Origin of the sequence: Comamonas odontotermitis (assembly GCF_040396735.1) — a bacterium.
Taxonomy (GTDB): Bacteria; Pseudomonadota; Gammaproteobacteria; order Burkholderiales; family Burkholderiaceae_C; genus Comamonas; species Comamonas odontotermitis_C.
In genome coordinates this window covers 1-13,219 of sequence record NZ_JBEBNZ010000049.1, presented here as the reverse complement: position 1 = coordinate 13,219, position 13,219 = coordinate 1, and the positions used below count along the sequence as shown (strand labels likewise).

General features: G+C 60.2%; 13 protein-coding genes. 6 read left to right on the top strand and 7 right to left on the bottom strand.

Annotated elements, in window-relative coordinates:
- The 3 genes from ACH2DG_RS20330 to ACH2DG_RS20320 form a co-directional block, all read left to right on the top strand.
- A partial coding sequence (locus tag ACH2DG_RS20330) for an efflux RND transporter permease subunit (protein ID WP_395028371.1) occupies nt 1-2,321 on the top strand: 2,321 nt, incomplete at its 5' end.
- Nucleotides 2,314-3,762 (top strand): efflux transporter outer membrane subunit, encoded by a 1,449-nt coding sequence (locus ACH2DG_RS20325; RefSeq protein ID WP_395028369.1) that lies wholly within the window; start codon nt 2,314-2,316, stop codon nt 3,760-3,762. The genes ACH2DG_RS20330 and ACH2DG_RS20325, both read left to right, overlap by 8 nt.
- Nucleotides 3,763-3,956: 194 nt before the next feature.
- The gene (locus ACH2DG_RS20320; protein WP_395028367.1) at nt 3,957-4,817 is read left to right on the top strand and encodes a c-type cytochrome; all 861 of its coding nucleotides are present in this window, start codon (nt 3,957-3,959) and stop codon (nt 4,815-4,817) included.
- Nucleotides 4,818-4,901: 84 nt separating this feature from the next.
- Here ACH2DG_RS20320 and ACH2DG_RS20315 read toward each other — a convergent pair whose 3' ends face one another.
- On the bottom strand, nt 4,902-5,468 hold the full coding sequence (locus ACH2DG_RS20315; RefSeq protein WP_395028366.1) for a DUF2946 family protein: 567 nt from the start codon (nt 5,466-5,468) through the stop codon (nt 4,902-4,904).
- Between the two features lie 177 nt (nt 5,469-5,645).
- On the opposite strand from ACH2DG_RS20315, the gene ACH2DG_RS20310 reads away from it, so the two are divergent.
- The 3 genes from ACH2DG_RS20310 to ACH2DG_RS20300 are packed head-to-tail and all read left to right on the top strand — an operon-like array spanning nt 5,646 to nt 7,699.
- The gene (locus ACH2DG_RS20310) at nt 5,646-6,257 is read left to right on the top strand and encodes a LemA family protein (RefSeq protein ID WP_377780210.1); all 612 of its coding nucleotides are present in this window, start codon (nt 5,646-5,648) and stop codon (nt 6,255-6,257) included.
- Nucleotides 6,258-6,269: 12 nt separating this feature from the next.
- Nucleotides 6,270-7,187, top strand: coding sequence for a TPM domain-containing protein (locus ACH2DG_RS20305; protein ID WP_395028364.1), 918 nt, complete (start codon nt 6,270-6,272; stop codon nt 7,185-7,187).
- Nucleotides 7,187-7,699 carry a TPM domain-containing protein gene (locus tag ACH2DG_RS20300; RefSeq protein ID WP_395028362.1) on the top strand — a complete coding sequence of 171 codons (513 nt, stop codon included), beginning with the start codon at nt 7,187-7,189 and terminating at the stop codon, nt 7,697-7,699. Before ACH2DG_RS20305 ends, ACH2DG_RS20300 begins: the two co-directional genes overlap by 1 nt.
- A gap of 192 nt (nt 7,700-7,891) precedes the next feature.
- Here the strand turns inward: ACH2DG_RS20300 and ACH2DG_RS20295 are convergent, their stop codons facing one another.
- From ACH2DG_RS20295 to atpF, 6 genes are all read right to left on the bottom strand, one after another.
- Nucleotides 7,892-8,308 (bottom strand): F0F1 ATP synthase subunit epsilon, encoded by a 417-nt coding sequence (locus ACH2DG_RS20295; RefSeq protein WP_224151114.1) that lies wholly within the window; start codon nt 8,306-8,308, stop codon nt 7,892-7,894.
- 74 nt (nt 8,309-8,382) lie between these two features.
- Nucleotides 8,383-9,786 carry a F0F1 ATP synthase subunit beta gene (gene atpD / locus ACH2DG_RS20290; protein ID WP_184711538.1) on the bottom strand — a complete coding sequence of 468 codons (1,404 nt, stop codon included), beginning with the start codon at nt 9,784-9,786 and terminating at the stop codon, nt 8,383-8,385.
- Between the two features lie 35 nt (nt 9,787-9,821).
- A complete protein-coding gene (gene atpG, locus ACH2DG_RS20285; protein ID WP_184711539.1) occupies nt 9,822-10,691 on the bottom strand; it encodes a F0F1 ATP synthase subunit gamma in 870 nt (289 codons plus the stop codon).
- A gap of 18 nt (nt 10,692-10,709) precedes the next feature.
- Complete coding sequence (atpA, locus tag ACH2DG_RS20280) at nt 10,710-12,269, bottom strand: F0F1 ATP synthase subunit alpha (protein ID WP_395028360.1); 1,560 nt, start codon at nt 12,267-12,269, stop codon at nt 10,710-10,712.
- A gap of 42 nt (nt 12,270-12,311) precedes the next feature.
- A complete protein-coding gene (locus ACH2DG_RS20275) occupies nt 12,312-12,860 on the bottom strand; it encodes a F0F1 ATP synthase subunit delta (protein WP_395028358.1) in 549 nt (182 codons plus the stop codon).
- Nucleotides 12,861-12,872: 12 nt separating this feature from the next.
- Nucleotides 12,873-13,219, bottom strand: a 347-nt coding sequence (gene atpF / locus ACH2DG_RS20270; RefSeq protein ID WP_395028357.1) for a F0F1 ATP synthase subunit B, incomplete at its 5' end; no start/stop codon positions are given.

Genomic DNA, 13,219 nt, shown 5'->3' with positions numbered 1-13,219 from the left:
GCAAGATGGGCGAGCTCGAGTCCTTCCTGCCGGCTGGCGTGAAGTGGTCTGCCCCGTATGACACATCGAAGTTCGTCAAGATCTCGATCGAGAAGGTGATCCACACGCTGCTCGAAGCCATCGTGCTGGTGTTCATCGTGATGCTGATCTTCCTGCAGAACATCCGCTACACCCTGATCCCGACAATCGTGGTGCCCATTGCATTGCTGGGCGCATTTGCAGTGATGTACAGCGTGGGGCTGACGATCAACATTCTGTCGATGTTCGCCATGGTGCTGGTGATCGGTATCGTCGTGGACGATGCCATCGTGGTGGTGGAGAACGTCGAGCGCATCATGTCTGAAGAAGGCATATCGCCCAAGGATGCGACGATCAAGGCCATGGGCCAGATTCAGGGCGCAGTGGTTGGCATTACCGTGATTCTGGTGACGGTGTTCATTCCGCTGGCCATGTTCTCGGGCGCTACCGGCAACATCTACCGCCAGTTCTCGCTGGTGATGGCGATCTCGATCTTCTTCTCGGGCTTCTTCGCGCTGACCCTGACGCCAGCGCTGTGCGCCACGATGCTCAAGCCCATCCCCAAGGGCCATGCGCATGACAAGAAGACCGGCCTGCTGGGCCCCTTCTACAACTGGTTCAACCGCATGTTCGGCAAGGCCACCAAGGGCTACCAGAAGACGCTGCTTGGCGTGGTCAAGCGCACCATTCTGGCTTTCCTGGTGTATGCCGCGGTGATCGCTGGCGTGGTGTTCGGCTTCAAGGCTCTGCCTACCGCCTTCCTGCCAACGGAAGACCAGGGGTATGTGATCTCGCTGGTGCAACTGCCGCCAGGCGCTACGCAGGAGCGGACGAGCGGCGCCATGTCGCAACTGGAAGACTACGTGCTCAAGCAGCCTGAAACCGCACACATCGTCAGTATTCTGGGCTTCAGTTTCTCGGGGCAGGCACAGAACATGGGTTTGGCATTCACCACGCTCAAGGACTGGTCGGAGCGTACGGCTCCGGGCTCGGATGCGACGTCGTTTGCAGGCAAGGCGCTGGGTGCCATGATGGGCCTGCGCGACGGCTTCATCTACACGCTGGTGCCGCCCTCCATTCCAGAACTGGGCAACAGTGACGGCTTCACCTTCCGACTGCAGGATCGTGGCAACAACGGCCATGCAGCCCTGCTGCAGGCACGCAACGAGTTGATCGGCAAGGCCAGCCAGAGCCCCATCCTCACCGGTGTGCGTTTTGATGGCGTGGAAGATGCGCCGCAGTGGCAAGTCGATATCAACCGCGACGCTGTCTATGCGCAAAAGGTCAATATGGGTGACATTGCCACCACGTTGTCCACCGCGCTGGGCTCTGCCAACTCTACCGACTTCCCGAACAAGGGATACATGCAGCGCGTCACCATCCAGGCCGATGCCGCAACCCGCATGCAGCCTGAAGACGTGATGAAGCTGACGGTACCCAATGCCGATGGCAAGCTGGTCGAGTTGTCCACGCTGGCAACTGCCAAGTGGGTCACCGGCCCGATGCAGATGTCGCGCTACAACGGCTATCCGTCCATGAGCATCACCGGCCAGGCCAAGCCCGGTTACACCAGCGGCCAGGCCATGGCCGAAATGGAAAAGCTCGCTGCCGAATTGCCGCAGGGCTTTGGCTATGAGTGGACCGGACAGTCGCTCGATGAAAAGAAGGCGGGTTCGTCGGGCATGATCCTGTACGCGTTCTCGATCCTGGCAGTGTTCCTGTGCCTGGCAGCACTCTACGAGAGCTGGAGCATTCCGCTGGCCGTGCTGCTGGTGGTGCCTCTGGGTGTTCTGGGTGCGGTGGCAGGCATGCACCTGCGCGGTATGCCCAACGACATCTACTTCCAGGTGGCGCTGATCACCGTGATCGGCCTGTCGGCGAAGAACGCGATTCTGATCGTGGAGTTCGCCAAGGATCTGCATGACCAGGGCATGAGCGCTTTGGACGCGGCACTGGAAGCCGGCCACCTGCGTTTCCGTCCGATTCTGATGACCTCGCTGGCGTTCATTCTTGGCGTGGTGCCGCTCTACATCGCCTCGGGCGCGAGCGCGGTCAGCCAGCATGAAATCGGTACAGGCGTGTTCTGGGGCATGATCATCGGCACCTTCATGGCAGTGTTCCTGGTGCCGGTGTTCTTTGTGGAAGTGTTCCGGTTGTTCGGCCGCAAGAATGGCAAGGATGGTTCTGGCCCCCATGGCGGCGCCTCGCCATCGGCACCTGCTCCTGGCACCGTCTCGCACTCCGCAGTGATGAACCAAGAAGACATGAACTCCGCAACGGGGAAAGGACCTCGTTTTGAATAAGAAACTCATTCCTACCGTGCTGGCAGCGGCGCTGCTGGCGTCCGGTTGCTCGCTGATTCCTGCACTGGACAAGACGGCCGCCCCCGTGGCGGACCAATACCCCGTAGCGTCCACGCAGGGCCAGCAAGCGGCTGCGGATATTCCGTGGCAGAACTACTTCACCGATCCGCGCCTGCAGCAGTTGATCCAGATCGCGCTGGACAACAACCGCGACCTTCGGGTGGCCGTGCTCAACATTGAGCAGGCCCGTGCGCTGTACCAGGTGCAGGGCTCGCAGCAGTTCCCCGAAGTCGGTGTGTCTGCAGCGGCCACCCGGCAGCGCAGCCAGATCACTGGCAGCTATGGCAATGCCTTCAGCGTTGGCGTCGGCATCCAGAACTGGGAGATCGATTTCTTCGGCCGCATCAGCAGCCTGAAGGAGCAGGCACTGGCTCAATACCTGGCAACGGAAGAAGGCCGCAAGGCTGCGCAGATCAGTCTGGTTGCCTCGGTGGCCAATGCCTGGCTGGCACTGCAAGCCGATGAAGAGCTGATGGACCTTTCGCGTCGCACGCTGGAGACGCGCCAGGAGTCGATCAAGCTGACCAAGCTGCGTCTGGACTCGGGCGTGGCCTCGGAGCTCGACTACCGCCAGGCCCAGTCTCTGACAGAAAACGCCAAGTCCACCCTGGCCCAGCAGACGCGTCAACGCGCGCTGGATGCCAATGCGCTCACCTTGCTGCTGGGCCAGACGCCGCCGCAGGAGCTGCTTGCCAGCCTGCAAGGCAAGCGCCTGAGTGATCTGCCCGTGATGGCTGACGTGCCCGCAGGCTTGCCATCAGACCTGATGCTCCGCCGCCCGGATGTGCGCCAGGCCGAGCAAAGCATGATCGCGGCCAATGCCAACATCGGCGCAGCGCGTGCCTTGTTCTATCCCAGCATCTCGCTGACGGCCAATGCCGGCTTTGCCAGCTCCGAGCTGTCCGATCTGTTTGACTCCAAGTCCAAGGGATTCACGATCGCCCCATCGCTGTACCTGCCGATCTTCAACGCCGGACGCAACCAGGCGAACCTGGAAGTGGCAGAGGCGCAGAAGAAGATTGCTGCCGCCCAGTACGAGAAATCGATCCAGACGGCGTTCCGCGAAGTGTCCGACTCGCTGGTCAGCCGCCAGACGCTGGCCGACCAGCTGCAATCGCAGGAAGCCCAGGTCGAAGCCGAATCGGCGCGCCTGAAGCTGTCGGATTTGCGTTACACCAATGGGGTTGCAAGCTACCTGGACCTGCTGGATGCACAGCGCTCGCTGTTTGCGCTGCAGCAAGCTGTAGTGCAGGTGCGACTGGCGCAGCTGCAAAACCAGGTTGGCCTGTACAAGGCCTTGGGCGGTGGCTGGACGGATGAAGCCCCAGCGGATGCCACAACGGCTGTCACCCAGGTGGCGCCCACTGCTGGCAAACCATAAGCCCCTCAGCAGCGCACCTGCCGCACAATGGCCTGCCAGCATCCTGGCAGGCCATTTTTTTTGCGGTGGTCATAGGCAGGGTGTGGCCGAAACAACGCTGGGGCTAGCCCGGAGGTCACAAAACAAGACCCCTCTATATAATGATTTTGGCCTCTGCACGATGAACAACAAGCCACGAAGAATTTGAGGACGTAATGAGCGACATCCAGCACGAAGAAGCACACACTGGCCCCATCAAGACACCCAAACAGCTTTTGTGGACGGTGATCTTTGCATTCGTGATTCCCGTTTTTGCCATTATCGGCCTGGTGATGTATGTCACCTCTGCCAACAAACCCGGTGCTGGTGCAGCCGATGAATCCGCACTGGTTGCCGCTCGCATCCAGAAGGTGGGCACGGTCGAAGTCCGCGACGCCAATCGCCCTCTCAAATCCGGCGAGGAAGTGTTCAAGGCACAGTGCGCAGCCTGCCACGCCACCGGCGCGGCCGGTGCACCCAAGTTTGAAGATGCCGCAGCCTGGGCGCCCCGCATCAAGACAGGGCTGGAGGCCTTGGTGCATTCGTCCCTGGCAGGCAAGGGGGCCATGGCACCGCAAGGGGGCGGTGATTTCGACGACACCGAAATTGCCCGTGGCGTGGTCTACATGGCCAATGCCGCAGGAGCCAAGTTTCCCGTTCCCGAGCGCCCTGCCAGCAATGCCGCTGCAGAAGGTGGAGCCGTTGCTGCAGCAGCAACACCTGCGGCTCCCGCAGCCCCAGCCGCACCTGCAGCGCAGGAAGCGGCTGCTCCTGCCGCAGCCCCGGCAGCCACTGCCCAGGCTGACGGCAAGGGTCTGTACGACAAGGCCTGCTTCGCCTGCCATGCAGCAGGTGTGGCCGGGGCCCCCAAGTTTGGCGACAAGGCCGCGTGGGCACCCTTTGTGGCGCAGGGCATCGACAACATGGTCAAGATTGCCATTTCAGGCAAAGGAGCGATGCCTCCCCGCGGTGGAACGACCGCCTCTGACGACGAAATCCGCGCTGCCGTGCAGTACATGGTGGACCACGCACAGTAATCCTCTGCGCCTTGGCACCTTTACGCGATCAGATACAGAAACCGGCCTTGGCCGGTTTTTTCTTGCCTGGCAGTTCTTGCGGTCTTAGCTGACGGCGCTTGCCAACTGCGCGGGGGAGCTTGCAAAACCATAGCGGCGTGGCAATGCATCGCGTCGAACCTCTTCCGGTGCGGGCAGCAGGCCCGCATCCAGCGCGGCGGACACATCCAGCACATCCTGCGTGTGCACCAAGCCCAACCCCATGGACGCCGCCATGTACACGGCCCCATGCTCATCCACCAGCACCTTCTGTACCTCTGCGGGAGCCAGTTCACAGCCAGTATGGCTGCGGATACATATGTCTGGCGCCTGCATCTGCACGCGCCAGATCCATGGGGTGGCTTCCAGCTCCACAAACACCTGCTGCGGCCCGTTCTGAAAGTACCAGCAGCCGCGCGCATCGTGCAGATAGTTGCGAGCAATGAATTCGGCCAGCTTCACATGCTCGACCCGCGAGCCCTTGGCCCCTGGCGCGCCACTGGCAAAGCCGCCAGCAGCCTGGGCCGCCGCATCACGCAGCCACCAGTTGCCGCGCGCATCGAGCCCCAGCCAACCATAGCAAGCCGGTACATTCGGCCATTTGGCCATGGCCTGTTTGACGATGTCATCCATTGCAATCACGCTCCATAAGGCCATGGTAGCGCCACTGCGTGGCTATGGGCCCCGCTTCTGCGCATGACCAATCAATAATCGCTGACAAACCGGCCTGACAATCTTTGTCACAATGGGCGCCTTGTCAATGCATCAACTTGCAGCGAACATCAGGCCACATCCAATAAGGAATGCACAATGAATACGATCAACACAATCAAGCGACTGATGGTCATGGTGGCAGCAGCCGTGGTGCTGACGGGTTGCGGCTATAACGATTTCCAGCGACTGGACGAGGAATCCACCGCCGCGTGGAGCGAAGTCCTCAACCAATACCAGCGCCGTGCCGACCTGGTGCCCAACATTGTGGCTTCGGTCAAGGGAGAAGCCAATTTTGAGCAGGATACGCTCACCAAGGTAATTGAGGCGCGCTCCAAAGCCACGTCGATCCAGGCCACGCCCGAACTGGTCAACAATCCCGAAGCGTTCAACAAGTTCCAGCAGGCGCAGGGCGAACTCTCCAGCGCGCTGTCGCGCCTGATGGTGGTCGCCGAGCGCTACCCTGACCTGAAAGCCAACCAGGCTTTCCGCGACCTGCGTGTCACCCTGGAAGGCACCGAAAACCGCATCGCCGTGGCGCGCGACCGCTATATCGGCACCGTCAAGGCCTATAACGTGCTGGCCCGCCAGTTTCCCACCAATCTGACGGCCAAGGTCATGGGCTACCAGCCCAAGGCCAACTTCACCGTGCAGAATGAGGCACAGATTTCTCAGCCACCCCAGGTTGATTTCTCGACAGACAAGAAATAATCAAGGGAAAAAGTGCTTATTGCGCGCGCTCTACAACGCTTTATAGCTATATTTACAGTAGCGCTCTTGCCATGGCTCGGGCATGCTGCAGTGTTGCCTGTTCCTGCGCTCACTGCGCATGTGATCGATCAGACCGCAACCCTGAGCGCGCAAGATACCGCCAGCCTCGAGGCCCAGCTGAAACAGCTGGAGCAGGACACCGGCTCGCAGGTGATTGCATTGATGGTGCCAACCACCGCCCCGGAGGACATTGCAGCCTATGCGAACCGGGTGGCCAACACCTGGAAAATCGGCCGCAAGGATGTTGGCGATGGGCTCCTGATCATCGTTGCCAAAGACGACCGGCGCATGCGTATCGAAGTCGCCAAGACCCTCGAAGGTGCCATTCCAGACCTGCGTGCCGCACGCATCATTGACGAGGCCATGAAGCCAGCCTTTCAGGCAGGCAATTATGGCGCTGGCCTCTCGGCCGCTGCGGGTCAGATCAGCGCTCTCATCAAAGGCGAGGCCTTGCCTGCGCCGGCCCGGCAGCCACAGCAGCGCCAAGGCGCATCGGCAGCCCCTTCCATGGATGTGGGCGAGCTGCTGATCTTCTTTTTCGTAATTGTCATGATCGGCGGAGGTTTTCTGCGTGCCCTGCTCGGTCGCGGCTTTGGCTCCCTGGTCACCGGCGGTGTTGCGGGCGTTGTGGCGACCATGCTCACAGCCAGCCTGCTGATCGGCGTGGGGGCGGGAGTCGTGGCCCTGTTCATGGTGCTTCTGACAGGCGGACTGCGCCCCGGCAGCGTCATTACCGGTGGTGGAGGTGGTTTTGGCGGCGGCGGCTTTGGCGGGGGCGGAGGATTCGGTGGCGGCTCGGGCGGCGGTGGTGGCTTCAGCTCCGGCGGCGGCGGTAACTTTGGCGGCGGCGGCGCGTCGGGGAGCTGGTGATGGGTAGTTGGCTTCAACGTCTTGGCCGCCAGTTGCGCCACCGCATTCTGGACCGTGATGCCTCCTATGCTTTGCCGCAGGCGGCACGCGAGCGCATTGCGCATGCCATTGCAGCATCCGAGACTGGGCATACGGGCCAGATTCGCGTGTATGTCGAGACCGCCCTGCCCTGGAGCTATATTCGCCGCGACGCGCCGGCGCGCGAGCGGGCTGTGATGGAGTTCAGCAAGCAGCGCGTATGGGACACCGAGCACAACAACGGTGTCTTGATTTATCTGCTGCTCACCGAGCACGCCATCGAGATCGTCGCAGATCGGGCCGTTGCACGCCATGTGGACACCGCCCAGTGGGGTCGCATCATTGCAGGGTTGGCAGAGGATCTGCGCAGCGGTCTGTACGAAGAGGCCCTGAAAAAGGCCATCACCCAGGTGTCGCAATTGCTGGAGCGTGATTTTCCTCGCCAGTCTGCAGCGGCAGACAATGAACTGCCGGATATTCCCATTGTCCGTTGACTCCGCCCGATACTATATTTTTCATAGCATCTAGCGCCTGATGGATAAGCTTGCTGCCTTGGTTTAGTCTTTAACCATAGGCTCGCTACATGTGCCGGCTTCAGGTTCGCCCTTACTGCTTTGCGGTGTCTGGAAAGGCATAAAAAAACCACCGCATGCGGTGGTTTTTTGTAGATGCCACAAAGGCGCTGATCAACGCTTCTTGCGGTACTTTTGCAGTGCAGCAATCTGCGCTGCCATAACGGCCAGCTCGGATTGTGCCTTGGCCAAGTCGAGTTCGCCCTTGGCGTTCTTGACGGCTTCTTCGGCCTTCTGCTTGGCTTCAACCGCCTTTTGCTCGTCCAGATCCTTGCCGCGCACAGCGGTATCGGACAGCACGGTCACGCGATCAGGTTGCACTTCCAGAATGCCACCGGCCACGAAGATGAACTCTTCGGCGCCGTCGGTCTTCTCAATGCGCACCGATCCCGGCTTGATGCGGGTGATCAACGGCGTGTGGCGGGGATAGATACCGAGTTCGCCCATTTCACCAGGCAGCGCCACAAAGCGGGCTTCGCCAGAGAAGATGGATTCTTCAGCACTGACCACATCAACGTGGAAGGTGTTCATCTTTGGTCCTCAGAGTGAAAAAGAAATACGTCCGGTGCGGGCAGCAGTCTTGCGAGCACTGCCCTGCACAGACCTTAGATCTTCTTCGCCTTCTCGATGGCTTCGTCGATCGTGCCAACCATGTAGAAGGCTTGCTCGGGCAGGTGGTCGCACTCGCCGTTGACGATCATCTTGAAGCCGCGGATGGTTTCCGACAGCGGCACGTACTTGCCTGGAGCGCCCGTGAACACTTCAGCAACGTGGAAAGGCTGCGACAGGAAACGCTGGATCTTACGAGCGCGGGCCACGACGAGCTTGTCTTCGGGAGCCAGTTCGTCCATACCCAGAATCGCGATGATGTCACGCAGTTCCTTGTAGCGCTGCAGCGTGCCCTGCACCTGGCGGGCCACGGCGTAGTGCTCTTCGCCCACCACTTGGGGGTCCAGCTGGCGGCTGGTCGAGTCCAGTGGGTCCACAGCGGGGTAGATACCCAGCGATGCGATGTCACGGGACAGCACAACGGTGGAGTCCAAGTGAGCAAAGGTGGTGGCAGGCGACGGGTCGGTCAAGTCGTCCGCTGGCACGTACACAGCCTGGATCGAGGTGATCGAGCCGACCTTGGTCGAGGTGATACGCTCTTGCAGACGGCCCATTTCTTCGGCCAGGGTAGGCTGATAGCCCACGGCGGAAGGCATACGGCCCAGCAGCGCCGACACTTCGGTACCGGCCAGGGTGTAGCGGTAGATGTTGTCCACGAAGAACAGCACGTCCTTGCCTTCGTCACGGAACGCTTCAGCCATGGTCAGGCCGGTCAGCGCCACGCGCAGACGGTTTCCTGGTGGCTCGTTCATCTGGCCGTACACCATGGCAACCTTCGAGTCGTTCAGCGACTCCTGGTTCACCACACCGGCGTCCGACATTTCGTGGTAGAAGTCGTTACCTTCACGGGTACGCTCACCCACGCCGGCGAACACGGACAGACCGCTGTGCGCCTTGGCGATGTTGTTGATGAGCTCCATCATGTTCACGGTCTTGCCCACACCGGCGCCACCGAACAGGCCCACCTTGCCGCCCTTGGCAAACGGGCACACTAGGTCGATCACCTTGATGCCGGTTTCCAGCAGTTCCTGCGAAGGCGACAGTTCGTCGTATGCAGGAGCCTTGCGGTGGATGGAAGCAGTCAGCGTCTGGTCCACAGGGCCGCGCTCGTCGATGGGGTTACCCAGCACGTCCATGATGCGGCCTAGCGTTGCCTTGCCCACGGGCACGGTAATCGCCTTGCCGGTGTTGGTCACCATCAGGCCGCGCTTGAGACCATCCGACGAGCCCAGTGCAATGGTACGCACCACGCCGTCGCCCAGCTGTTGCTGCACTTCCAGCGTCAGGGCCGTGCCTTCGAGCTTGAGTGCGTCAAACACGTTAGGTACCTGGCCGTGTGGGAACTCAACGTCCACCACAGCGCCGATACATTGAACAATCTTGCCTTGTACTTGAGCCATTTCGTTGCTCCAATATTGATTTCAGTCGAGCTGCGTTACACAGCCGCGGCGCCTGCGACGATTTCCGACAATTCGGTCGTAATCGCAGCCTGACGCGTCTTGTTGTAGACCAGCTTCAACTCGTTGATGACGTTGCCGGCGTTGTCGGTAGCGGCCTTCATGGCCACCATGCGTGCAGACTGCTCGGAAGCCATATTGTCCGCAACGGCTGAATAGATCAGCGATTCCACATAACGCACGAGCAGCTCGTCGATCACACTTTGCGCATCGGGCTCGTAGATATAGTCCCAGCCGTGGGAAGCAGGTGCCGAACCCTGGATCGCTTCTTGCGACAGGGGCAGCAACTGCTCGACGACCGAGTCTTGCTTCATCGTATTGATGAACTTGGTGTAGCACAGATAGACCGCGCTCAGCTTACCTTCAGCGTACTGATCGAGCAGTACCTTGACGGGGCCGATCAACGCATCCAGATGCGGCGTGTCACCCAGCGCGGTGGCATTGGCCACCACCTTGGCGCCCACGCGCGTCAGAAAACCCAGGCCCTTGCTGCCAATGGCGACGGCTTCTGCACTGACACCCGCGGATTGCAGATCCTTGAGCTTGTTCGTCACGGCACGCAGCACGTTGGTGTTCATGCCGCCGCACAGGCCCTTGTCAGTCGTCACCACGATCATGCCCACCTTCTTGGCGTCATGCGACACCATGAAGGGGTGAACATACTCGGGGTTTGCCTGGCTCAGGTGAGCTGCAATTGCGCGAATCTTTTCGCTATATGGACGGGCTGCCAGCATCCGCTCCTGCGCCTTGCGCATTTTGGATGCAGCAACCATTTCCATGGCCTTGGTGATCTTCTTGGTGTTTTCCACCGATTTGATCTTGCCGCGTATTTCCTTGCCTGCTGCCATGATGACTCCTCGCCCGGCTTAAGCGAAGGACTTCTTGAATGCAGTGATGGCTGCAGTCAGTTCAGCTTCGTCCTTGCCTTCTTTGTCGAAAGCCTTCTTCTCGTTCAGGCGGTCCACCAAAGCAGCATAGCTGGTCTTCAGGAACTGGTGCAGACCGTGTTCGAAAGGCAGTACCTTCTTGACGTCGATGTCGTCCATGAAACCCTTGTTCACGGCAAACAGCGAAGCGGCCATCAGAGCGACGGGCAGTGGGCTGTACTGAGGCTGCTTGAGCAGCTCGGTCACACGGGCACCACGGTCCAGTTGCTTGCGGGTTGCATCGTCCAGATCGGAAGCGAACTGCGCGAACGCAGCCAGTTCACGGTACTGTGCCAGGTCGGTACGGATACCGCCGGACAGGCCCTTGATCAGCTTCGTCTGAGCAGCACCACCCACGCGGGACACCGAGATACCGGCATTGATAGCAGGACGGATACCGGCATTGAACAGGCTGGTTTCCAGGAAGATCTGGCCGTCGGTAATCGAAATCACGTTGGTAGGCACGAAGGCCGACACGTCACCCGCCTGGGTTTCGATGATGGGCAGCGCGGTCAGCGAACCGGTCTTACCCTTGACTTCACCCTTGGTGAAGGCTTCGACGTAATCAGCGTTCACGCGAGCGGCGCGCTCCAGCAGACGGCTGTGGAGATAGAACACGTCGCCAGGGAAAGCTTCACGGCCTGGTGGGCGGCGCAGCAGCAGCGAAACCTGGCGGTAGGCCACAGCTTGCTTGGACAGGTCGTCATACACGATCAGCGCGTCTTCGCCGCGGTCGCGGAAGTATTCGCCCATCGTGCAGCCGGAGTAGGCCGACACGTACTGCATTGCAGCAGATTCGGAAGCGGTAGCAGCCACGACGATGGTGTATTCCATAGCGCCTGCTTGCTCCAGAGCACGCACCACGTTCTTCACCGAAGAAGCCTTCTGGCCGATGGCTACGTACACGCAGACAACGCCCTGGCCCTTCTGGTTGATGATCGCGTCGATCGCCACAGCGGTCTTGCCGGTCTGGCGGTCGCCAATGATCAGCTCGCGCTGACCACGGCCCACGGGCACCATGGCGTCGATGGACTTGATACCCGATTGCAGAGGCTGATCCACGGATTGACGTGCGATCACACCAGGAGCAACCTTTTCGATCACGTCGGTCATCTTGGCGTTGATCGGGCCCTTGCCGTCGATAGGCTGACCCAGCGCGTTCACTACGCGGCCCACCAGTTCAGGGCCCACGGGCACTTCCAGAATGCGGCCGGTGCACTTGACGATGTCGCCTTCCGAGATGTGGGTGTACTCACCCAGAATCACGGCACCGACGGAGTCGCGCTCCAGGTTCAGCGCCAGACCGTAGGTAGGTTGGCCATCGGCACCTGCTGGGAACTCCAGCATTTCGCCAGCCATCACATCGGACAGACCATGCACGCGCACGATACCGTCGGTCACCGACACCACCGTACCTTGGTTACGGATATCGGTATTGCCTGACAGACCCTCAATGCGGCTCTTGATCAGTTCAGAAATTTCTGCGGGATTGAGTTGCATCACTCTTTCCTTTTCATTGTTTAGCCGAATCCTCGATCTGCGTTACGCAGTGAGGGTTGCTTTCATTTGTTCCAGACGGGCCTTGACGGAAGTGTCCAGCACCTCGTCGCCCACCACGACACGAACACCGCCAATCAGCGATTCGTCCACCGTGGTGCTCAGATTCAGTGTGCGGCCAAAGCGTTTTTCCAGCACGGTACCCAGCGCATTCAATGCGGAGTCATCCATGGGGAAGGCACTGTACACCAGCGCATCCGACGAACCATTTCCCTGGTTCACCAGCGCGCGAAATTGCTTGGCCACTTCTGGCAGGGCTTCCAGACGACGGTTTTCCACCAGCGTGCGCAGGAAGTTGCGAGCCAGGTCTGACAAGGCCCAGCCGCGTGCCAGCGATACACCAGCCATCACATCGACCACCTGATCATTGGTGACGTTGGGATTGTCGGCCAGTTGGCGCATTTCCGGATCGGCGGCAATCGCCGCCAGTTCGTCCGTCCAAGACAGGGCTTCGGTCAGGCTTGCACCTTTGTCGGTGCAAGCCTTGAACAAGGCTTCAGCGTAAGGACGGGCAATGGTGGCGAGTTCTGCCATTTCGTTGCTTCCTTACAGCTCAGTCTTCAGGCGATTGAGCAAATCACTGTGGACCGCCGGATTGACTTCCTTGCGGAGAATCTGCTCAGCGCCCTTGACAGCCAAAGCGGCAACTTGTTCGCGCAGCGATTCGCGCGCCTGGATCACTTGCTGCTCGGCTTCAGCGCGTGCAGCTGCAATGATCTTGTTGCCTTCTTCGGTCGCACGAGACTTGGCCTCTTCGACGATTGCTTGGGCACGACGGTCTGCGTCCGCGATACGCGACGCTGTTTCATTGCGTGTTTGAGAGAGTTCCTCTTCCACACGCTTGTTCACAGCTGTCAACTCGGACTTTGCCTTATCGGCAGCAGCAAGACCAT